21 protein-coding genes and 1 pseudogene are annotated in these 23,088 nt (G+C 34.4%); 19 read left to right on the forward strand and 3 right to left on the reverse strand.

What is annotated here, in order from left to right; translation table 11 throughout:
- The first annotated feature begins 277 nt into the window (after window positions 1–277).
- Window positions 278–2,422, forward strand: a complete 2,145-nt coding sequence (topB, locus tag ACXKY9_RS08615; RefSeq protein ID WP_000766771.1) for a DNA topoisomerase III — start codon at window positions 278–280, stop codon at window positions 2,420–2,422.
- Window positions 2,423–2,625: 203 nt separating this feature from the next.
- On the forward strand, window positions 2,626–3,873 hold the full coding sequence (locus ACXKY9_RS08620) for a DUF4153 domain-containing protein (RefSeq protein WP_001024709.1): 1,248 nt from the start codon (window positions 2,626–2,628) through the stop codon (window positions 3,871–3,873).
- 180 nt (window positions 3,874–4,053) lie between these two features.
- Here the strand turns inward: ACXKY9_RS08620 and ACXKY9_RS08625 are convergent, their stop codons facing one another.
- On the reverse strand, window positions 4,054–5,019 hold the full coding sequence (locus tag ACXKY9_RS08625; protein WP_000103805.1) for an arsenic resistance protein: 966 nt from the start codon (window positions 5,017–5,019) through the stop codon (window positions 4,054–4,056).
- Window positions 5,020–5,311: 292 nt separating this feature from the next.
- Here ACXKY9_RS08625 and ACXKY9_RS08630 point away from each other — a divergent pair, with 292 nt between their 5' ends.
- From ACXKY9_RS08630 to ACXKY9_RS08650, 5 genes are all read left to right on the forward strand, one after another.
- The gene (locus tag ACXKY9_RS08630; protein ID WP_000522502.1) at window positions 5,312–6,004 is read left to right on the forward strand and encodes an FMN-dependent NADH-azoreductase; all 693 of its coding nucleotides are present in this window, start codon (window positions 5,312–5,314) and stop codon (window positions 6,002–6,004) included.
- A gap of 238 nt (window positions 6,005–6,242) precedes the next feature.
- Window positions 6,243–7,601 (forward strand): branched-chain amino acid transport system II carrier protein, encoded by a 1,359-nt coding sequence (gene brnQ, locus ACXKY9_RS08635; protein ID WP_001284783.1) that lies wholly within the window; start codon window positions 6,243–6,245, stop codon window positions 7,599–7,601.
- 83 nt (window positions 7,602–7,684) lie between these two features.
- Window positions 7,685–8,104: a VOC family protein gene (locus ACXKY9_RS08640; RefSeq protein WP_000750846.1), complete on the forward strand. Its 420-nt coding sequence runs from the start codon at window positions 7,685–7,687 to the stop codon at window positions 8,102–8,104.
- A 328-nt stretch (window positions 8,105–8,432) separates the two neighbouring features.
- Entirely contained in the window at window positions 8,433–10,082 is a 1,650-nt protein-coding gene (locus ACXKY9_RS08645) for a copper resistance CopC/CopD family protein (RefSeq protein ID WP_000114333.1), read from the forward strand.
- 72 nt (window positions 10,083–10,154) lie between these two features.
- Window positions 10,155–10,775 (forward strand): YcnI family copper-binding membrane protein, encoded by a 621-nt coding sequence (locus ACXKY9_RS08650; protein WP_000821399.1) that lies wholly within the window; start codon window positions 10,155–10,157, stop codon window positions 10,773–10,775.
- A 41-nt stretch (window positions 10,776–10,816) separates the two neighbouring features.
- Here ACXKY9_RS08650 and ACXKY9_RS08655 read toward each other — a convergent pair whose 3' ends face one another.
- Window positions 10,817–11,722 (reverse strand): DMT family transporter, encoded by a 906-nt coding sequence (locus tag ACXKY9_RS08655; protein WP_000192820.1) that lies wholly within the window; start codon window positions 11,720–11,722, stop codon window positions 10,817–10,819.
- A 97-nt stretch (window positions 11,723–11,819) separates the two neighbouring features.
- Here ACXKY9_RS08655 and ACXKY9_RS08660 point away from each other — a divergent pair, with 97 nt between their 5' ends.
- From ACXKY9_RS08660 to ACXKY9_RS08690, 7 genes and pseudogenes are all read left to right on the forward strand, one after another.
- Window positions 11,820–12,689, forward strand: a complete 870-nt coding sequence (locus ACXKY9_RS08660) for a LysR family transcriptional regulator (RefSeq protein ID WP_000156749.1) — start codon at window positions 11,820–11,822, stop codon at window positions 12,687–12,689.
- Between the two features lie 120 nt (window positions 12,690–12,809).
- Entirely contained in the window at window positions 12,810–13,241 is a 432-nt protein-coding gene (locus tag ACXKY9_RS08665) for an Rrf2 family transcriptional regulator (protein ID WP_000704082.1), read from the forward strand.
- A gap of 71 nt (window positions 13,242–13,312) precedes the next feature.
- Window positions 13,313–13,963, forward strand: a complete 651-nt coding sequence (locus ACXKY9_RS08670; RefSeq protein WP_000216673.1) for a DsbA family oxidoreductase — start codon at window positions 13,313–13,315, stop codon at window positions 13,961–13,963.
- Window positions 13,964–14,020: 57 nt separating this feature from the next.
- Entirely contained in the window at window positions 14,021–14,623 is a 603-nt protein-coding gene (locus ACXKY9_RS08675; RefSeq protein ID WP_001277012.1) for a nitroreductase family protein, read from the forward strand.
- 126 nt (window positions 14,624–14,749) lie between these two features.
- Window positions 14,750–14,881, forward strand: coding sequence for a hypothetical protein (locus ACXKY9_RS08680; protein WP_000997343.1), 132 nt, complete (start codon window positions 14,750–14,752; stop codon window positions 14,879–14,881).
- A 124-nt stretch (window positions 14,882–15,005) separates the two neighbouring features.
- Window positions 15,006–15,131: pseudogene (locus ACXKY9_RS08685) on the forward strand (amidase family protein); the annotation flags it as partial.
- Window positions 15,132–15,345: 214 nt separating this feature from the next.
- Complete coding sequence (locus ACXKY9_RS08690; RefSeq protein ID WP_001006597.1) at window positions 15,346–16,359, forward strand: AI-2E family transporter; 1,014 nt, start codon at window positions 15,346–15,348, stop codon at window positions 16,357–16,359.
- Window positions 16,360–16,445: 86 nt separating this feature from the next.
- Here ACXKY9_RS08690 and ACXKY9_RS08695 read toward each other — a convergent pair whose 3' ends face one another.
- A complete protein-coding gene (locus ACXKY9_RS08695) occupies window positions 16,446–17,390 on the reverse strand; it encodes an L-lactate dehydrogenase (protein WP_000715321.1) in 945 nt (314 codons plus the stop codon).
- 200 nt (window positions 17,391–17,590) lie between these two features.
- On the opposite strand from ACXKY9_RS08695, the gene ACXKY9_RS08700 reads away from it, so the two are divergent.
- From ACXKY9_RS08700 to ACXKY9_RS08720, 5 genes are all read left to right on the forward strand, one after another.
- Window positions 17,591–19,027, forward strand: a complete 1,437-nt coding sequence (locus ACXKY9_RS08700) for a flavin monoamine oxidase family protein (protein ID WP_000528025.1) — start codon at window positions 17,591–17,593, stop codon at window positions 19,025–19,027.
- Window positions 19,028–19,133: 106 nt separating this feature from the next.
- Entirely contained in the window at window positions 19,134–20,057 is a 924-nt protein-coding gene (locus tag ACXKY9_RS08705; RefSeq protein ID WP_001044941.1) for a CobW family GTP-binding protein, read from the forward strand.
- Window positions 20,058–20,320: 263 nt separating this feature from the next.
- The gene (locus ACXKY9_RS08710) at window positions 20,321–21,538 is read left to right on the forward strand and encodes a substrate-binding domain-containing protein (protein ID WP_000062005.1); all 1,218 of its coding nucleotides are present in this window, start codon (window positions 20,321–20,323) and stop codon (window positions 21,536–21,538) included.
- Window positions 21,539–21,627: 89 nt separating this feature from the next.
- Complete coding sequence (locus ACXKY9_RS08715; protein ID WP_000149338.1) at window positions 21,628–22,401, forward strand: ABC transporter ATP-binding protein; 774 nt, start codon at window positions 21,628–21,630, stop codon at window positions 22,399–22,401.
- Window positions 22,379–23,080, forward strand: coding sequence for an ABC transporter ATP-binding protein (locus tag ACXKY9_RS08720; protein WP_001196697.1), 702 nt, complete (start codon window positions 22,379–22,381; stop codon window positions 23,078–23,080). The genes ACXKY9_RS08715 and ACXKY9_RS08720 overlap by 23 nt, the downstream gene beginning before the upstream one ends.
- Window positions 23,081–23,088: the final 8 nt, after the last annotated feature.

A 23,088-nucleotide genomic window follows, 5' to 3' on the forward strand; every position in this document is an offset into this window, starting at 1 on the left:
TATGATAATTTATATCTGCATATTATCTGCACAATTTCATAGATGTAAGCAAAGGAACGCTTGATTTTTTAGGGCGTCTTTTTTAATTGTAAGCATGTGAAAGAAATTGTTATATTATGAGTTTCTATTGTGAAGCCATAAAGAATAAGCGTATAATATTATAGGTCTCCCATTTGCGAGACAAACCGCGAATGATAAATAAGATTGTTGTTTTATCATCGCTTCTAAACATATAGACAATGAAAGTAACACTGGAATACAGATAGGGAGTTATAAAATGAAATTAATTATTGCCGAGAAACCAGATCAAGGGTTGGCTCTTGTTTCACAGTTTAAATATCGCCGGAAAGATGGATATTTAGAGGTAGAAGCGAATGAGTTATTTCCAAATGGAGCGTACTGTACATGGGCAATTGGTCATTTGACGCAGTTATGTAATCCAGAGCATTATCACGCAGAGTGGAAAAAATGGTCACTTAATACATTACCGATGATTCCAGAGCGTTTTCAATTTGAAGTAACAAAGTCAAAGTATAAGCAATTTAACGTTGTGAAACAGCTGTTACATAATCCACAGGTAACAGAAATTATTCACGCAGGCGATGCTGGGCGTGAAGGGGAACTAATCGTACGAAATATTATTAATCTTTGTAATGTGCAAAAGCCTATGAAGCGTCTATGGATTTCGTCTTTAACGAAGCAAGCTATTTATCAAGGGTTTAAAAATTTACTTGATGAATCAGATACAATTAATACGTATTACGAAGCATACACAAGATCTTGTGCTGACTGGGTTGTTGGCATGAATGCATCACGTGTGTTTAGTATTTTGTTAAAGAAAAAAGGAATGAATGATGTATTTTCTGCTGGTCGTGTCCAAACACCAACGTTAGCATTGATTGTAAAGCGTGAGAAAGAAATTGAAAACTTTAAGTCAGAGCCTTTCTGGGAAGTGTTTGCAACCTTTAATATAGAAGGAAAGAAATATGACGGGAAATGGGAGAAGGATAATGAATCCCGCTTAAAAGACCCTGATATGGCGAATAAAATTGCGGCATTTTGCCAAGGGAAACCGGCTGTTGTGAAGGAAATGAAAACGGAGCGTAAAGAGTTTCAGCCGCCGCTTTTATTCAACTTATCATCACTGCAAGCAACGGCAAATAAAGCCTTTAAGTTTTCACCGAAAAAGACGCTTGATATAACGCAAGCACTCTATCAAAAAGGGATTGTTTCTTATCCACGTTCAGATTCTAACTATGTTACTCAAGGAGAAGCAGCGACTTTCCCTGATATTTTACAGAAGTTAAGTCAGTTTGATGAATATAAAGGTTTATTACCGGCTCCGGTTGAATCCATTATGAACAATAAGCGTTATGTAAATGAAAAGAAAGTAACAGATCACTACGCGATTATTCCGACAGAGCAAGTTACAAACCCAAGCAGACTATCAGGTGATGAAAAGAAAATATACGATATGATCGTAAGAAGGCTTATTGCAGCTCATTATGAAGTTGCAATCTTTGACTATACAACGATTGTAACGCTTGTAGATGAACGTGCTGAATTCATTTCAAAAGGAAAACAGCAAATTCAAGAAGGTTGGCGTAAAGTTATTTTCCAAGACGATAAAGATGACGAAACCATTCTTCCAATTGTAGCTGAAGGTGAAGAAGGAAAAGTTGTAAAGGTGAAAGTGAAAGAAGGAAAAACACAGCCACCGAAGCGTTATACAGAAGGACAACTTATTACGTTAATGAAAACAGCCGGTAAGTATTTAGAGAATGAAGAGCTAGAGAAGGTATTGAAGAAAACAGAAGGTTTAGGTACGGAAGCGACCCGCGCGGGTATTATTACGATGCTGAAAGACCGTAAATATATAGATGTAAAGAAAAACCAAGTGTATGCGACTGATAAAGGAAAAGTATTAATTACCGCAATTGGTGACAAAATACTAGCTTCACCGGAAATGACTGCGAAATGGGAACAACGTCTTGCGGAAATTGGTGAAGGTACAGCTTCACCAGCTACATTTATGGAACAGACGAAAAAGCTATCAGCTAAAATTATTGAAGACGCAGTGGAAATGTCTGAGAAGTGGGATTTCACGGGACTACATGTTGAATCGATTGAACGAAAAGGATCGAAATTTACAACGGGTAAAAAGGTTGGTAGCTGTAAAAAATGTGATGGCGATGTAATTGATAAGTCAACGTTTTACGGTTGTTCTAACTATAATACAACGCAATGTGATTTCACCATTTCAAAGAAGATATTAAGTAAAACAATTTCGCAAAAGAATATGACAAAGCTCTTAAAAGGTGAAAAGACTGATTTAATTAAAGGCTTTAAAAAGGGCGAGAAAACGTTTGATGCGAAATTAGAGTGGAAAGATAATAAGATTAATTTTGTATTTGAGAATTAATTTGTTAAAAGAGCATGACATAAAATTGTCATGCTCTTTTGTTTTTCTTTGAAATGAAATTTAACGATAAAAAAATGCTTTAAATAATAATTTTTTATTGTAAAACGATAAATTTTGTATTAAAATCAAAATCATAATAAATGAGTGAGGTGCTTTTGTTAAAAGGTAACAACCTTATTTTTAAAATTAGAGGAGGTATAACTATGAATATTAACAATTTGATTGTTAAACATATGGATAACCCCCATGAGTTGGAGAAGATGTATAGAAAAGATCCGAAAGCTTTTAAAAAAGCATTCTCACAAGCATGGGACCAAAACCCTGATTCTCAAATTCTAGGTGCTTGGTATGAAAGGTTGCATTTCAAGGAGAAAGTAAATAAAGAAAAAACATCTTTGTTTCAAAAAGGTTTCTTATTCATGGGCCTTTTAGCTATTTTGGCCGGCATAAGCACCAGGATTATTTTCCACTTTGTTGAGCAGGAAGCAATTGCTCCAATAAACTTGGCTTTTGGTGTAATTCCCTTTATTGCTGCTTATTTTGTTTACAATAATAAGCCGAAAAAAAGTATTATTTATTCCCTTATAGCGTTATTCCTAGTTTCCGGGGTGTATCTTAATACATTGCCAATAAATTATAAAGACAGTACCATACTTGCTTATTTACATCTTCCTATATTTTTATGGGTCTTAGTAGGGCTTGCATTTACAGGAAATGAATATTCAAAAGGCAGTACAAGATTAGCCTATATTAAATTTAATTTAGAATATTGTCTTCTCTACGGGAGCATGGCAGTGAGCGGAATGATACTAGCAATATTCACCATGCGTTTATTTAGCTTTGTTGACTTAGATATAGGAGAATTCTATTTTAGTAATGTTGTTTTATTTGGAGCAGCGGCTCTCGCTATTGTGGCTGCATACTTAGTATCAATGAATCTTAAGCTTGCTAAAAATATTACACCATACATATCTAAAATCTTTAGTCCGCTTGTCCTGGTCACATTGTTTATTTATCTTATAACGATAATTTTGGTCGGGAAAAACCCGTTCTTGGATCGTAATTTCCTAATGGCATTCAACGGAATACTGCTTGGTGTATTGGCTGTTACTATATTTTCTATCGTTGAGAGTGACTCGGACGAGAAAAAGAACATTTCAGATTATATAAATGTTTCCTTAATTGTTCTGGCGCTTATTATTGACACTGTCGCATTGTCAGCCATCGTATTTAGACTTTCATCTTACGGGACTACACCTAATAGACTAGCTGTTTTAGGTGTAAATATACTGATCTGGGCAAATCTAATTTGGATTATGTTTTCCTATATGCGTTTCTTGCAAAACAAATCAGGACCGACAGCTATTCAAGATGCCATTACGAAGTATTTGCCAATATACGGACTTTGGGCAGCTTTCGTTATATTTACGTTTCCTATCATTTTTAATTAGAAAGGATCTGTTAATGTAACGAAAAGTTAATTCTCTATAACATTTTTAGAGCCCATCGATTTATAATGGGTATTATTATGTTTGTAGTTTCGGTAATTTCATTTGTAATGATAAATAAGAAATAAGTGTTGTATGTAATTTTTCCATAATAAAAAACGTCCCAAAATGGGACGTTTTTTATTATGCGTATTGCCGTTTTTTCTTAATAAGCAACAAAACTTGTGACACACAAGCTAGTACCGGTAACTCAATCAATGGTCCAATAACGAGTGCAAGTGCGATAAGAGGTTCGTCTGGAAAAGCGGTTACAGCGATAGCGAGTGCAACAGGTGAGTTTCTTGCTAACGTTGTTAAGCTTAGACTTACTGTATCTTTGTAAGATAAATGCATCATGCGCCCGATAAATTGTCCTAGTAAAAAATTGATGATGAAGAACAATAGAACAGGAACGAGTAATAATAAAACAACATTCATATTTTGTAGTAAATATTTACCTTGTGATGCAAACATCGCTACTATTGCTAAACTTAAAAATACAATTTGAGCAGAGCTAAAAAACGGAATGAGTTTATTCTCGAGAGGTTCAGCTTTTTTCATTTTATTCATAATGAATTTTGTAGCGTGTGCAAGTATAAATGGTAAGACGATTACGATAACAATACTTTCTACTAAAACAGAAACCGCTACAGTTTTCATGACACCAGCAAATAAAAATAAATAAATGGGAAGGAGCAGTACTTGCAAAATTAAATTTACAGGTAAAATTGCAGTAGAAAGTGCTACATTACCTTTCGCTATTTCAGTAAAGATTAAGTACCAATCTGTACATGGAGTAACCATTAACATTATAAATCCAACCCAAAGTGCTGGATGATCGGAAAGAAATAGTGCCCCTAACCCCCAAGCGAGTAAAGGTGTCCATAAGAAGTTAATAGTAAGACTTGTTCCAGCAAATTTTAAATTGCGAAATCCTTTTTTTATTTCTTTTAATGGGATGCTGAGGAATAATCCATATAGCATGAAAAATAAGAAGGGGACAATAAATTTGTCTGAATACGTATGTATCATATTAAATTGTCCGAGTACGATGCCGCATGTAACAGCAAAAAGAATAATAAAAGTTTGAATCTTTTCTATAGTGCTCATGAATAAATCCTTTCTATATATGAATTTTCCTCTCTAAGTTTATTATACAAGTAATAAAGATGTATTTGGTGTTCAATTGTATCTCGCTTAATATTTTTAAGTCGAGATTTTATTTTTTATTAAAAGTTACTTGACTAAAGTAAGTGACTATATTACAATCACTTACATAAGGTAATTAAATAACAAAAAGTTGCAACGGCGTAACTTAAGGTATCTATTGGAACTTTTTCTTAGAATAAGAATTTTTATGATGATGAATAATGAATATGAAAAGAAAGATTAGGTGAAGAAAATGGGACTATTTAGCTCATTATTTGGTAAAAAAGAAGAAAATAAGAATGTAGAGGGGAATAAAAAAATGTCAAAAGTATTATTTGTAAAAGCAAACGATCGTCCAGCGGAGCAAGCAGTTAGTTCAAAAATGTATGAAACATTTGTAAGTACTTATAAAGAAGCAAATCCAAATACAGAAATTACGGAATTAGATTTATTTGCATTAGATCTTCCTTATTACGGAAATATCGCGATTTCAGGTGGATATAAACGTAGCCAAGGTATGGAGTTAACAGCTGAAGAGGAGAAGGCAGTTGCTACAGTAGATCAATATTTAAATCAGTTTTTAGAAGCTGATAAGGTTGTATTTGCATTCCCATTATGGAACTTTACAGTACCAGCACCATTAATCACATATATTTCATACTTATCTCAAGCTGGAAAAACGTTTAAATATACAGCAAATGGCCCAGAAGGTTTAGTTGGTGGTAAGAAAGTAGTTGTGTTAGGTGCTCGTGGTTCAGATTACTCTTCAGAACAAATGGCTCCTATGGAAATGGCAGTTAATTACGTAACAACTGTACTTGGATTCTGGGGAATTACAAATCCAGAGACAGTTGTAATTGAAGGACACAATCAATATCCAGATCGTTCACAACAAATTGTTGAAGAAGGTCTAGAAAACGTTAAAAAAGTAGCAGCAAAATTTTAATTCATGATAGTAAATGGAAAAACCAACATGGATGACCATGTTGGTTTTTTAGTCTATTTTTCATGTTAAAAAATGTATATTTATAAAATAAAAGAAAAGTTCGAAAATAGTATTGCAAAATATTATATAGCAAACTATAATGAATTCAAGAATAGTTGATACTTAAATTAAATATTCAGAAAATTCAATTAGTTAAAATTGGAAAATGAGATAAGGAAACTTGAATGGGGGTTATATTATGGCGAATAAAGTACCGTTTTCGTTCATAGTAGTTATTGGATTAATGTTATTTGCACTATTTTTTGGAGCGGGAAATTTAATTTTTCCAGCGATGCTTGGTCAATCAGCTGGAGAGAATGTATGGATTGCTAACGCTGGATTTTTAGTAACTGGTGTTGGATTACCATTACTAGGTGTACTAGCATTTGGTTTTTCAGGTAAAGATGATTTGCAGTCATTAGCTAGTCGTGCTCACCCAGTGTTTGGGATTGTGTTTACAACAGTTTTATACTTAGCGATTGGTCCGTTATTTGCAATACCAAGAACAGGAAATGTTTCTTATGAAATTGGTCTTAAGCCGTTTATGCCAGAAGGAGTAGGTTCTACACCTTTAATTCTTTTCACAATTATATTCTTTAGTATCACTTGTTTTTTTTCGCTAAATCCCGCGAAAATTGTCGATATTGTTGGAAAAATCTTAACGCCAATTAAGTTGACTTTCATCGGTATTTTAGTAATCGTTGCTTTTATACATCCGATTGGAGATATGCAAGCACCAGTGGAAGCTTATACATCACATGCATTCTTTAAAGGATTCCAAGAAGGATACTTAACGATGGATACGCTAGCATCATTTGTATTCGGGATTATCATTATCAATGCTATTAAAGAAAAAGGTGCGAAAACGAAAACACAAATTATGGTCGTTTGTGCAAAAGCGACAATTATTGCAGCATCTATTTTAGCAATTATCTATACAGCACTTTCTTATATGGGTGCTTCAAGTGTTGCAAAGCTTGGACATTTAGAGAACGGCGGAGAAGTATTAGCGAAAGTTTCTAACTACTATTTCGGATCATATGGCGGAGTATTATTAGGATTAATGATTACAGTAGCTTGTTTAACAACTAGTGTGGGACTTGTATCAGCATGTTCTTCATTCTTCCATAAGTTATTCCCAAATGTTCCTTACAAAGCAATTGCAATTACGCTATGTGTATTTAGTGCAATTGTTGCAAACGTAGGATTAACACAATTGATCGCAGTTTCTGTTCCAGTATTAACAGCAATTTATCCACTAGCAATCGTATTGATTTTCTTAACATTCTTCCATTCATTATTTAAAGGAAGAGCTGAAGTTTATCAAGTAAGCTTAATCGTAACATTTATCATCAGCTTATTTGATGGATTAAGTGCAGCTGGAGTTAACATTGAAGTAGTAAGCCAAGTGTTCACTAAATTCCTTCCGATGCAGGAAGTAGGATTAGGCTGGATCTTCCCAGCGATTATCGGTGGATTTATCGGATATGGTATTAGCATTTTAAAAGTGAAAAACCAAGTTCAACCAGCAACTAGAGCGGATAAGAAAATAGGTTAAATAAAAAAAGTTATAGACTTGTTTCTATAGCTTTTTTTGTTACTATTAATAATGAGAAAAAATAAAGTAGTAGGGGAAATAAAATGAAAAAAACAATTGATCATATCGGAATCGCAGTTCGAGATATAGATAGTACGATACGTTTTTATGAAAATGTGTTACTAGGAACTTTAATAGATCGTTACGTAAGTGAAGCTCCTGGTGTGGAAAGTGAAGTAGCCATTCTTGAAGTGGCTGGAGATAGAATTGAATTACTTGCACCGACAAATAATACAACATCTCCAATTGCCCGTTTTATTAAACAAAAAGGTAAAGGTGTTCATCACGTTGCGTATCGTGTCGATGATTTAGATGTGGCTCTAGAAGAGTTAAAAGAACAAGGTATTCGGACATTAGAGCATACACTACGCATTAATAAGCACGGTAGAAGGTTAATTTATCTTAACCCAGCGGATACAGAAGGAACGATTATCGAGTATTGTGATTATCCGGAAGAGAAATAGAAGAGGGATATTTTTTTAAAGGTGTTACGTAATAACGTAATACCTTTTTATTTATGTATTTCACATTTTTTTCACAAATGATTCACGATAACTTTTCTTCTTTGATAACTTACATAAATATATTTTATGATATAATAACAATCGGCTTTAAAAATGTAAGTTGTATCTATAGTGATAGTTACTATTATATTAGAAGTTTAGAGGTGGAAGAGAAATAAGAGTTATACTTTATAGAAGTTTATATTTAATCAGGTTAATATTTCGCCCGAGAATCAAACTTCGGAAGTTAAAGTAATGAAAATAGAGCAATGAGGAAGAAAGAAGTGAAATGAGTGTGAAAGTAATGAGAAGATTAGGGACATGGCTATTACTTGTGTGTGTGCTTATCATATTGATACCGCAAAGTGCATCTGCTCATGCGTACGTTGTGAAATCAAACCCTACTGAAAATGAAACATTGAAGAAAGCACCATCTGTTGTAAAAATCGAATTCGATGAGGACATACAAGTTTCAAGTTTTAATACATTGTACGTGAGAGATACATCAGGTAAAAGGATCGATTTAAAAGATGCTCATATTGATAAAAAAAATAAAAAGCTATTAGAAGCTGGATTAAAAGACAATCTCAAAAATGGTCTTTACTCTATTCAGTGGAAAGTGATTTCAGCTGATGGACATCCAATTCAAGGAGTTATCCCGTTCCGGGTTGGATTAGCGGAAGCGGAAACAGACGATATACAAGTGGAAGAGATGGGCTACGTCCCACAAATCGATATGATTATGGAACGTGGAATTTTATATACAAGTTTCTCACTATTTATAGGAGTGCTATTCTTTAATCTTATTATGTATAAAGGCAATGCAACCTCGGTTCGATCAAGGAGTAAGAACATAATATGGATCTCTTTATTTGGGATATTGATTAGCTTGTTATTCAATCTACCACTGCAAGCGAAAATAAATGCTGATGTTTCATGGCTAGAAGCATTCAATCCTTTACTATTAAAAGAAACATTACAGCTTTCTGTTTTTGGTTATGTATGGATTACTCAAATGGTTCTCATTAGTACGCTTATAATTGTTACGTATTTTGCGGTGAAGCATGAGAAGTTTTCGTCGTTTAAAGTATGGAGTATTCCAATACTATTGTTTATAGGGCTACTTGTTATGAAGGCCTTTAATAGTCACGCATACGGTTTAAAGTTTAAAGACATTGCTGTCGTTATGGATTTTCTACATTTATTAGCAGCTTCATTATGGGTTGGTGGTTTATCATCTATTATTCTTCTTTTATGTAAAGAGGATAATAAGTGGCATATGTATTGGGATATGATTAAGCGTTTTTCACCGTGGGCAACAGGTGCTGTCATTGTGATTTTAATAACAGGCCTTTTTAATAGTACATTTTTTATTCCAACAATCCACTCGTTATTTGATACGAAGTATGGATTGGCTTTATTAGCAAAGATACTATTATTTATTTTCATGGGGATATTGGGAATTATTCATTATGTGAAAGGGAGAATAAGAGCGCAGCAAGGATTAGGAGCTACGGTGAAAGTAGAGTTTGTCATTGGAATTATCATTTTCGTAATCGTAGCTTTTATGACAAACGTACAAACACCACCGATGCCTCCTACTGGACCATTTACAGAGAGTAAGCAATTAGATAATGGATATGAACTTACGCTAAATGTAAGTCCGAATAAGGTAGGACAAAATAAATTCCATATTACACTAAAGGACGAAAAGGGACAGCCTGTTACTGATATGGAACAAATGATATTGACGACTCAATCATTAGATATGAACATGGGAAAAGGTTCATTTAAAGTTTCAGTAGTTTCACCAGGAGAATATGAAGCAGAAGGTATGTATATTAATATGACAGGAAACTGGAATATACATGTTCATGGATTAACAAAATCTCTTGATAGTTTCGATACAGATTTTAAATTTATTGTAGGTGGCAGATAAAATTTTACCAATCATGCTGCTAGCGAGTAGCAGGATAAACAGATGTTATAGATGAAAAGGAGTAAATAGAAAATGAAACGTATAAAAAAATTAGGAACAACAATGATCGCAACAATTATTGCAATGGGAATGTTTTCGTTACCTGTTAGTGCGCACGTCACTGTAAAACCAGCAACTTCTGACGTTGGTTCTTGGGAGACTTATACGATAAAAGTACCAGTTGAAAAAAATGTAGCAACGACAAAAGTTACACTGAAAATACCGTCTGGAGTAGAGTTCCAGCAGTATGAACCAGTGCCAGGATGGAAAGTTGAGGAGCAAAAAGATAATGCCGGAAAAGTTAAAACTGTAGTATGGGAAGCGACAGGAGAAGGAATTTTAACAGGTCAGTTCCAGCGATTTACTTTCGTCGCTAAAAATCCGGATAAAGAGCAAAAAATAGCTTGGGACGCATATCAACAATATAAAGATGGAGAAATTGTTGAATGGACAGGTGATGAAAAAGCTGAAAAACCGCATTCACTTACTACAATTGCAAAAGGTACGTCATTAACAGGAGAACATGGTGAAGTGTCTAGTGTAGAAAAAAATGAAGGTACTAGTAATATGCAATTGATAGCAATTGTCTTATCTATTTTTGCCATAGTATCGTCGGTAAGTGCGTGTGTTTTTGTAGTACGTCGTAAAAAGTAAGACGTAAGAAAGAGCCTACAACAGTAGGCTCTTTCTTACGTTTATTTCAATTCAACTTGCTGCCTTACAGCAAGTGTTTTCGGTTTTATATTTACAAAACAAATACTCACAACAATAAATAATAGTCCGATGAATAAGCTAATGGTAATAGCCTCATGTAAGAAAATTGAACTTACAATAATAGCTATTAGTGGAATGAGGAATGTATAAGCCCCAACTTTACTTGCTTCACCAGCTCCAACAAGTGTGAAGTATGCAAGCCACCCCATTGCAATAACAAAGAATGAAATAAAGAGAAGTACGCTAACAAATGGCATACTCCAAGCGATACTAGACCAGCTTTCAAACTCTGAACCAAATCCAATTAAGCAAAGACCACCAATAATAAGCTGAAGTGTTACCATCCAAATGGCATTAACACGGTGACCAGTCTTCTTAATGAATACTGTGCCAAGTGCCCAGCCAATAGCGCATCCTAACGCGAGAAGGATTCCAATAACAGAAATATGTCCTGTTAAACTGCTTGAGCTAATAACGCCTACACCAATAAATCCGAGAACAAGCCCGAAAATTTTCAAGCCGTACATTGATTCTTCAAGCCATATCCACGAGAAAATACCGAGTAAAACTGGTTGTAGAAATACAATGGCGGAAAATAACCCAGCAGGCATATATTGAAGGCCGACAGTTTGTAATCCGTAAAATATAATGATGTTAAGTAAGGAAGAAATAACGTATAAATGCCACGTTTTTTTTAAATGTAACTCTTTGTATTTCGGTAATGCGAACAGAAGTAAAATGAATCCTCCAATTAAAGTTCGAACGCCTGCAAATAAAACAGGTGGTGTATAATGCAGGGCAAACTTTGATAAAGGCCAATTGATTCCCCACATGAAAACGAGAAAGGTAAGGATGATGGCCGTCTTAGTTCGAGAAAGCTGTGTCACTGAAAGACCTCCTTGTTGTTATTCATTTCACTATGATATGATATCGACTGTAATAAATAAAATGAATCTTTTTTATGAGGAGTATAAGTGATTAGTTATGACCATTACACAACTGCAAGTATTAATAAAAACTGTTGATTTAGGTAGTTTTACGAAGGCTGCCAGGGTGTTAAATATGACGCAGCCAGCTGTTAGTCATGCGATTTCAAGTATTGAGTCAGAGTTAGGAGTTACGATTCTTATACGTGATAAACGAAAAGGGCTACTCGTTACGGATGTAGGAAATAGGATTCTTGTACATATTAGAGAGATTTTGAACGGTGTAGCGAAGATTGAACAAGAAGTTGCGATGGAGAAAGGACACGAAGTTGGGACGATTCGAATTGGGAGTTTTCCGAGCGCTTCTGCACATTTCTTACCCAAAATGATAAACCTTTTTAAGGAAAAGTATCCGAACTTAGAAGTAGTTCTTTGTGAAGGGACGATTAAAGAAGTTGAAGATTGGTTAGTATCGAGGGTTATTGATATAGGGATTGTTATTTTGCCTAATAAAGATATGGAGATTGTTCCATTAACGAAGGGGAAAATGGTTGCTATCTTAAGAGAGGATCATCCTCTCTGTAAGAAGGACGCTCTTACAATTTGTGATTTAGAGAATGAACCGATCATATTATGTAAGGGTGGATACGAACCACCCATTATTGATATGTTTAAACAAGCAAACGTACCACTTCGGGCTGAATATGTAATTTCGACAGTTACTACAGCTTTAAATATGATTCAAGAAGGATTGGGCATTGCAATATTAGCTGAATTATCTTTAACGAATTTACCAAAAAATGTGCAAACGAGAGAATTGGAACCACAAGTATGGAGAGAAATTGCTTTAGCTGTTCCTTCATTAAAGGATTCTTCAATCGCTGTGCAGCTATTTATTGAAGAATTTCAATCGCTATTTGCAGAATAAAAAGAGGTGTCTCATATATCATAATGGGACACTTTTTAATTTACTTATAAAAAATCTATGAAAAGGATTGACTTATTTTTTAGTTGTAACTATAATGATTACATCGAGGTGGTGATTACGATGAAAATTAGTAGCCGCTTTTCCATAGCTGTTCATATTTTATCTATTTTGAAAAACAATCCATCTTCACTTTGTACTTCAGACTATATGGCTGAGAGTGTTAATACAAATCCAGTAGTCATTCGTAAAATCATGTCGTACTTGAAACAAGCTGGCTTTGTTTACGTAAATCGTGGACCCGGTGGCGCGGGATTACTAAAGGATTTATATGAAATCACATTGTTAGATGTGTATCATGCAGTGAACGTAGTCGAAGAAGACAAGCTATTTCATATTCACGAGAAACCGAATCCAGATTGTCCAATTGGTGCGAATATTCAAGCGGTGTTAGAAATTATTTTAATTCAAGCACAATCCGCGATGGAAGAAGTTTTGAGAAATATTACAATGGGGCAGTTGTTTGAAACTTTGCAAGAAAAAATGAATGCTTAAATCATATTTATATTTTTTTGTCATTAATGTAACCGATTTGATTACAACAATAAAGGTAAGGTGTAAAAGTTATGACTGTAAAAATGAAAGTATACTCAGATTTTATATGTCCGTTTTGTTTTTTAGCAAAAGGTCCATTAGATGAGGTAGCGAAAGAGAAAGATGTAGAGATTGAATGGATGCCATTTGAATTACGTCCAAGTCCATATTCAAAAATAGATCCATGGAATGAACCAGAAAAATTAGGTTCATGGGATGCTTTCATTCTTCCGACAGCGAAGAAGTTAGGAATTGATATGCGCTTGCCACGTGTTTCACCGCATCCATATACACATTTAGCTTTCGAAGGATGTCAATTTGCGAAAGAACGTGGACTAGGTAATGAGTATCATCACCGCGTATTCACAGCATTTTTCCAAGAAGAGCAAAACATTGAAGATATTGATGTGTTAACAAAATTAGCGGTAGAAGTAGGACTTCCTGAGGCGGAATTTAAAGATGCTTTAGTAACTCGTAAATATAAAGAAAAGCATCAAGAAGCAATTCAACACGCATATGATGAAGCGAATATTATGGCTGTTCCAACTGTCATGATTGGAGATGAAGTCATTCAAGGGCTTGCTAGTAAAGAAACACTAGAAAGGGTCATTGATAAAGAAATTGAAAAGGATAAAACAAATTCATTTGAAGGTATGCAATGTAATACCGATGGATATTGCTAATTCGCTTGTTATGAAATAACAAAATAAATTATAAAACAAACATTTGGAGGAATTAAAATGTCAGCAACTACAACAAACTTAAAAGAAGCAATCGTGAACCGCCGTTCAATTCGTAAAGTAGCAAAAAACGATGCAATTACGAAAGAAAGAATTGAAGAAGTGTTAAAAACAGCTTTACACGCACCAACATCTTTCAATATGCAAAGTGGTCGTATGGTTGTATTAATGGATGGAGAGCATGAAAAGTTTTGGGATATCGTTAAAGAAACACTAAGAGCCCGCGTACCAGCAGAAAACTTTGAAGCGACTGTAGAAAGACTAAAAGGCTTCCATGCAGGTGTAGGAACAGTTCTATTCTTTGAAGATCAAGCAACTGTAGAAAAAATGCAAGAAAATGCCCCATTATATAAAGATCAGTTCCCATTCTGGTCTCATCAAGGAAATGCGATGTTACAACATACTGTGTGGATGCTATTATCTTCTGAAGGAATTGGAGCGTCATTACAACATTACAACCCAATCGTAGATGCTGAAGTGAAAGAAACTTGGAACATTCCGGCAGAGTGGAGCTTAGTAGGTCAAATGCCATTTGGTGAACCAAACGAACAACCAGCAGAAAGAACGTTCTTACCTACTGAAGATGTAGTGAAATTTTATTAAGAAATACAATATGTAACGAGAAGGAAGCTGTGCTTAAAAACAGCTTCCTTTTTTGTAGTGGTGTTAATTTATGCGTATTTAGGGAAGAAATATAAGAAATAATACGGTGAGAAGGGAATTAGAAAAATGAATGATGAGAAAAAATATACAGTGGTAGGTACTGATGTTGAGGAAGTAAAGCGTTTAAATAAAAATTCAGGGTTAACCTATAACCAAGTGAAGGAATTGTTAGCGAAGCGAATGGAAAAAAAGCAATGATTTGATTGGAATAATTAATTGTATCATTTAGCATTTTGTCTAGAGAGAGTTAAGAAGATAACTCTCTTTTTTCAATCTGAAAATTTACTAGTGAGCAACTTGTAGATTGGAGAGAACAACATGAAAAAATGGAATAGCATTAAATGCTGTTACAGAGATTAATCCTAATGCGATGGAAGTGGCGCGAAAGTTAGACAAAGAGAGAGCGTTAAATAAGAAATCGAACTTATATAGTATTCCTGTAATCGTAATGGTAGGTTATGACGAAAAAGATACTATGACAGAAAAAACGAAAGATAAAGATAGAATTGATAAAGTAGTTTTTAGAAAAGTATTAGATGAAAAAATCCGACAATAAAAAAGAAAAAAGGATTCTTCCCAATTAGTAAGAAAGATTGTCTATAGGAGTTCATAAAATGTAATATATTCAATTTCCATCCATTGAAGGGGGAGGTTAATTCTTAATGAATGAAGTAAAGAGTTTTTTTCGAAGTAGAGGGTTTCAACGGTTTCTCGTTTTAATAATAGTAGCGCTTGTATTATACGCATTAAAAAGTATGATTAATTTAATATTAATTACGTTTATACTGACGTTTTTAATGGATCGATTTCAACGTTTTATTTCAAGAAAATTGAAAGTAAACCGGAAAATTGTTATTGCATGTTTATATATAATATTGGTTTCCTTTATAGGCACAACGTTATATAAATATTTACCTGTGCTGACGATACAAATTTCACAATTAATTTATCAGTTTAAACTATTTTTTCAAAATCCACCTGATAATGAAATCGTTAAATATGCACTTTCGACAATTAATGGGATGGAAGTATCAAAATATATAGAACAAGGTGTAGATGTCATCTATCAATCAATAGCAAATATAGGGAAGGTAAGTTTACAAATATTATTATCTCTAATTTTAAGCTTATTTTTCTTATTAGAAAAAGAGCGTATTATTACATTTACATCTAAGTTTAAAGATAGTAAGTTAAAAATCTTTTATGAGGAAATTGCATATTTTGGTGAAAGATTTGCAAGATCGTTCGGAAAAGTAATTGAGGCTCAGTTTTTAATTGCCGTTGTAAATTGTATTCTTACTGTCATTGCATTAATCGTTTTAGGATTTCCACAGCTACTTGTATTAGCTGTTATGATTTTCTTACTAGGGTTGATTCCTGTTGCAGGTGTGATTATTTCTTTGTTTCCACTTTGTATCATTGCTTACAACGTAGGCGGAGTTATGTACGTAGTATACATACTCGTATTCATAACAGTAATCCATGCTCTTGAAAGTTATTTTTTAAATCCGAAGTTTATGTCTGCAAAAACAAATTTACCAATATTCTACACATTTATGATTCTTATCTTCTCAGAGCATTTCCTCGGAATATGGGGGCTTATTATCGGGATACCAATCTTTATCTTTTTATTAGATGTACTTGATATAAATAATGAGGATGCGACTAAAAAATAAGAAATGATAGAAAATCACTAAAAAGTCATAGGAGATAATGAAAATAAAAAGCAATCCAAAATAAATTGGATTGCTTTTTATCTTAATTAAAGAACCGGAGCCATTGTTTCTTTCAATACTTGAACAGAGTGGTCGAATTTTAATTCTTCATCTTCACTTAATTCAACCTCTAAAATTTCACGAACACCGCCGCGATTTAAAACAGCAGGTACCCCGATATAAACATCTTTTTGACCGTATTGACCTTCTAAGTAAGCTGATACAGTTAATACACTATTTTCGTCGTTTAAAATTGCTTTTGTAACACGTAGAAGTGACATACCGATACCATAATAAGTTGCGCCTTTACGCTCAATAATATGGTAAGCTGCATCACGGACGTTTATGAAAATTTTGTCTAAATCTTCTTGATTATACGTGTTGTCTTTTTCAAGCAGTGTTTGTAGTTTTTGGATACCAACGGAAACATGGCTCCAAACTGGAAGTTCAGTATCGCCGTGTTCTCCGATAATATAAGCGTGAATGTTGTGTGGACCAATATCGAAGTACTCACCTAACATATAGCGGAAACGAGCAGAATCAAGCGTTGTACCAGAACCGATTACACGTTCTTTCGGTAAACCAGATTCTTTCCAAGTTACATAAGTTAAAATATCTACAGGGTTTGTTGCGATTAAGAAGATGCCATCAAATCCGCTATCCATAATACTGCGAACGATTTGTTTAAAGATTTTGGCGTTTTTCTCAACTAAATCTAAACGTGTTTCGCCTGGCTTTTGTGGTAATCCAGCTGTAATAACTACAAGGTCAGCATCTTTACAATCTTCGTAGCTGCCTTTCCATACTCTAGTTGGAGCTGGGGCGAATGGAACAGCATGACTTAAATCCATTGCTTCCCCTTCAGCTTTTGCTTCATTTACATCGACTAAAACAAATTCTTCAGCTACGGCTTGGTTAATCATGCAGTAAGCATAACTACATCCAACTGCTCCTGTTCCTACTAATACAACACGGTTAATACCTTTTTTCATTTCAAAATTCCTCGCAATTTCATTGGTTTTGTTATGTAAGATAATACGTCTTACTTCTATAGAGTCATATCTAGTTTATTACATTTTATAAAAGATATTCAAGTATTTGAAAATGTATCCGTGCAAATCTGCGAACAAAACATAGGAATTCAGTGAACCGAATATAATTCAGTAAAATCCTTTGTAAAAGGGGAAATGGTATGGGGAACCCATTAACAATGGAAGAAATGCTTCATATTATTCATGCAGGGCTTGTTAAAAAGAATAACCCAAAACGGATTACGATTGCAGGTGCAGGGATTTCTGGATTAGTTGCAGGTTCTTTATTAAAAGAGGCTGGGCACGAAGTAACGATTATAGAAGCAAATAACAGAATAGGTGGCAGAGTGTATACGATTCGGGAACCATTTAGTGTGGGTTTATATTTTAATGCGGGACCGATGAGAATCCCTGACACCCATAAGTTAACCTTAGCGTATATTCATAAATTTAAACTACCTTTAAACCTTTTTATAAATAAAACTTTTGCAGATATCATTTATACGAATAACATTCAAACGAGATTGAATGTGTTTGAAAATGATCCAAGTGTACTTGAATATCCGGTTTTGGATAAAGAAAGAGGAAAAACGGCAGAAGAGCTAATGATTGAGGTATTAGAACCAATACTAAATTATATTAAGAAGGATCCTGATAAAAACTGGCTTATCGTTGAAAAAAAGTATAAAACGTATTCGCTTGGTTCATTTTTAATGGAGTATTATTCAGATGGTGCAATAGATATGATTGGGGTACTTCTTGATATGGAAGCTTATATGGGAATGTCCTTAATTGAAGTATTACGTGAAATGATTTTCTTTACTTCAACAACGAAATATTATGAAATAACTGGTGGAATGGATAAGTTATCGAATGCATTCTTACCACAATTAAGGGAACATATTTTAATGCAGTATAAGGTTGATAAAATTATACAAGAAGATAATAAAGTAATGTTACAAGGAAATCATGAACAAACGTTAGAGCAATTTACAATAACAAGTGATTTTGCTATTATTACAATTCCATTTTCAGCGTTAAGATTTGTAGAAGTTCAGCCATACTATTTATTCTCTTATTTTAAAAAAAGAGCAATTCGTGAATTAAATTATATTGCTGCAACTAAAATTGCAATAGAGTTTAAAAGTAGATTTTGGGAGAAAGCGGGACAGTGTGGAGGTAAATCTATTACTGATTTACCGATACGGTTTACATACTATCCGAGTTATGGCATTCATACTCCAGGACCAGCTATCGTTATAGCAAGTTATACGTGGGCAGATGAGGCGTTAACATGGGATAGTCTCCCGCAAAGAGATCGTATTCGTTACGCATTAAAAAATTTAGCGGAAATATACGGTGACATCGTCTATAGTGAGTTTGTCACTGGAACATCTTTTAGCTGGAGTAAAAATCCGTATTCTTGCGGTGCATTTACAGCTTTCGAACCAGGCCAAGAGCTCGAGTTATTTCCGTATATTACACCACCATCTGGAAAAGTACATTTTGCAGGAGAGCATACGACATTAACACATGGATGGATGCAAGGGGCAATTGAGTCTGGAGTTAGAGTTGCATATGAAGTAAATGAACAGTGAATCTCTTATATTTACAAATGTTCATTCTTTTAATAAAATGATAAATATAAATCGTAATTATTACGCTTTGAATACATTTGAAGTAAAGAAATGGATGGTCGGTTGAATGAATAAAGTGGAGATTCATATATTAGGTGGTTTTTTAGGTAGTGGAAAATCAACATTATTACAAAATTTATTGTTAGCAGAGAAAAAGAAGAATAGAAAAGTTGCAGTATTAATGAATGAAATTGGTGAATACTCGGTAGATACAGATATTATTGGAAAAGAGAATGTTTTAAGAGAACTTCTTAAAGGATGTATTTGTTGTACATTAAAAGAAGAGCTTGAAATACAATTACATTCGTTATACCAACAAGAAAGACCAGATGTAATTTATATAGAAACGACAGGTGTTGCGCATCCAATTGAAGTGTTAGACGCGTGTGTCTCGCCAATTTTAGCTCCTTTTCTGGAAGTGAAATCAATTGTAGTCGTTTTAGATGCAGTAAGGTGGTTAAACCGAAGTATATTAAGTGCAAATGTACAACAGCTATTGCATGAGCAACTTAAATTTGGTAGTCACATTCTTGTTAATAAAGCAGATTTACTAACAGATGAAGATAAGAACACAGTATTTGAAGAAGTAAAGGCAATAAATGATCATGCGAAAATGTATGAGACAAAGTATTGCAATATATCTTTAAAAGATATAGAGGAAGCAGAATTTCCAAATGATGAGGAACATGAGACACTACATGTCAAACAGCATTTACATATACAAACGATGACATATCAATTTACGAAACCGATTGATCAAGACAAATTATATGAATGGCTTTCGAATTTACCAGATAGTATTTATCGAGTGAAAGGTTTTGTGAAATTCCGTGGAGATAAATACCCTCACCTATTCCAATATTCGTTCGGAGTACCAACTTTATTAGAACAAGACTTCGGTTTCCCGACAAACTTAGTAGTAATAGGAGAAGGACTAGATAAGAAACAATTGGCTGAAGGGTTAGAGAAAGTAGAACTTAACTCTAATTAAGGTGAAAAGACTAACTTAAAAAATAAGTTAGTCTTTTTGTATGATCATTACTGAAATGAAACAGTATTTTCAATTGGATTACAGAATATATATTGATTGTATGTCCGTTTCCATTACATAGGAAGGTGATTATATATTTGTGCCGAATGTAGAGGGTACTACAAGAGTTTTCCATTATCTATCGAATTAGTTAGTCATGATTACGGACAGGGGATTTTGGCGTGTTTGATTCTATCAGAAAGTAAAGTATGGGGAGGATCACAATGTCGATGAAAAAACGTAAGTGGCTAAAGACAATGTTTACTGGTTGTGTTTTAGGTTCGTTATTAATAACGGCAGCTTGTTCAGGAAAGAAAACAAGTACAGAGGATGAAAAAACGATTAAGGTAGGAGTTCTTGCTTCTTTAACAGGACCGCTAGAATCGTATGGAAAACAAACAGTGAACGGATTTGAATTAGGGTTAGACTATGCAACTGGTGGAACTGGGAAAGTAGATGGGAAAAAGATTAAGTTTGTTGTAGAAGATACAGAAACGAAAGCTGATGTAGCAGTTAAAAAAGCTACGAAGTTATTAGAAGAAGAGAAAGTTGATTTTTTAGTTGGATCGTCTAGTTCAAGTGATACGTTAGCGGTTTTACCACTGGCCGGGGAATATGAAAAGATTATGGTTGTAGAACCGGCAGTTGCGGATAGTATTACCGGGAAGAACTGGAATAAATATATTTTTAGAACTGGAAGAAGTTCCTCACAAGATGCGATTGCAGGAGCAGCGGCAATTGCGAAAAAAGGTGTAAAGATTGCGACATTTGCCCCAGATAACGCTTTTGGTCGTGAAGGGATTGCTGCATTTAAAGCGGGTGCGAAAAAATTAGGTGCGAGCATTGTGAATGAGCAATACGCGGATACAAATTCAACAGATTTTACAGCGAATATTCAAAATATCATTAGTTCAAAACCAGATTATTTATTTATTGTTTGGGCAGGGGCAAATTCACCTTGGAAACAGTTGAAAGATATGAATGTGGAAGCGCAAGGTATTAAAATTTCTACAGGTGCGCCAGATATACCAGCATTAAAAACAATGGATGCATTAGTAGGTATGCAAGGTTTTTCTGTATATTATCACACACTTCCAAAAAATAAAGTGAATGATTGGCTAGTTGAAGAGCATAAAAAACGTTTTAATGGTGTAGTGCCAGATTTGTTTACAGCGGGAGGAATGTCAGCAGCAATTTCTATTGTAGAAGCCTTAAAGAAAACAAAAGGTGATACAGATGTAGATACCTTGATTAAGAAAATGGAAGGAATGGAATTTGATACACCGAAAGGAAAGATGAAGTTTAGAGAGAAGGACCACCAAGCGATGCAGACGCTGTATTCTATCACATTGAAAAAGCAAGATGGTGTTGATTATCCGGTGCCAGTGTTAGAGCGAGAATTAACGATGAAAGAAACAGAACCACCAGTTCAAAATAAATAGACTGAATTTTCTGTTGTTTTTGTATAAAGAGGGGGGACCCTCTTTATACATATTTCCTTCATACTCACGGCTTTAAAGGGAGGGATTTCGTGACACATTTGCTAGAGACGAAAAATCTTAGTGTATCTTTTGGTGAACATCAAGTTATTAAAGATGTAAATTTAACTGTCCAAAAAGGAAAGCTCATTTCTATTATCGGGCCAAATGGTGCGGGGAAGACAACATTATTTAATTTACTAAGTGGACAGATTTCACCTACAACAGGTGAAGTGTATTTTAAAGGGCAAGATATTACAAAACTATCGATTTCAGATCGAACACGCTTAGGAATCGGTCGCTCTTTTCAGCTTACAAACATATTCCCAGAATTAACGGTACTTGAAAATGTCCGTTTAAGTGTTCAATCATTCGTACAAGATTACTATAGTTTTTTCCCGAGTTCAGCAAAATTAAAGCAACAAGTTGGAGAGGCGAGACGTTTCTTAAAAACAGTATTACTTCACGAGAAAGAGAACGTATTAGCGAAAGATTTGGCACATGGAGAGAAAAGAAAGCTAGAACTTGCGATGTTATTGGCTTTAAAAACGGATGTGTTATTACTTGATGAGCCGACGGCAGGTATTTCGGTTGAGGAGGTCCCTGCTATATTACAAGTGATTGAAAATATTAAGAAACATCCAGAGAGCACAATTGTACTTATCGAACACAAAATGGATATGATACTAGGTTTGTCAGATCATCTTATCGTTTTATTTCATGGAGAGTTATTGGCTGAAGGATTGCCAGAAGAAATTATGAAAGATGAGCGTGTACAAAGTGCTTATTTAGGGGGATTATATAGTGGCACTATTACAAGTGAATAATATAGAAACGTATTTAGATCAGTTTCATATTTTGCAAGGAGTATCTCTTGCTGTTGAGAAAGGGACAATTACTGTACTGTTTGGTAGAAACGGGGCAGGGAAAACAACGACATTACGTTCAGTTATGGGGTTTCACCGCATTGCAGATGGTGAAATTTATTATGATAGTGCAAAAGTAAGTGGATTACCTACACATTTAATTTCAAGGAAAGGAATAGGGTATGTACCAGAAAATCAAGGTATTTTTCATGATTTGACAGTAGAAGAAACATTCGCTCTTGCTAGGGGAAAAGGTGTGGAAGTAGAAGGGAAAATAGAGTGGATGCTGGAACTATTTCCGGATTTAAAGCAGTTTTGGAATAAGAAAAGTGGGCTCTTGAGCGGAGGGCAAAAGCAAATGTTGGCTATTTCAAGAGCGTTTATTAATAGTGATGGATTATTACTTATTGATGAGCCGAGCAAAGGGCTATCCCCGATAATGGTGGAGAAATTAATGGTAGCTATTTTGAAGATGAAAGAGAAAACAACAGTTTTACTTGTTGAGCAAAATTTTATGATGGCTAGTCAAATTGGTGATTATTTTTACATTATGGATAACGGACGAATTGTTCATAACGGTTTTATGAATGAATTAAAAAAGGATAAGGAAATGTGTCATAAATATTTAGGAATCTCTTAACATGAATC

The organism is Bacillus sp. 2175 (assembly GCF_057812155.1).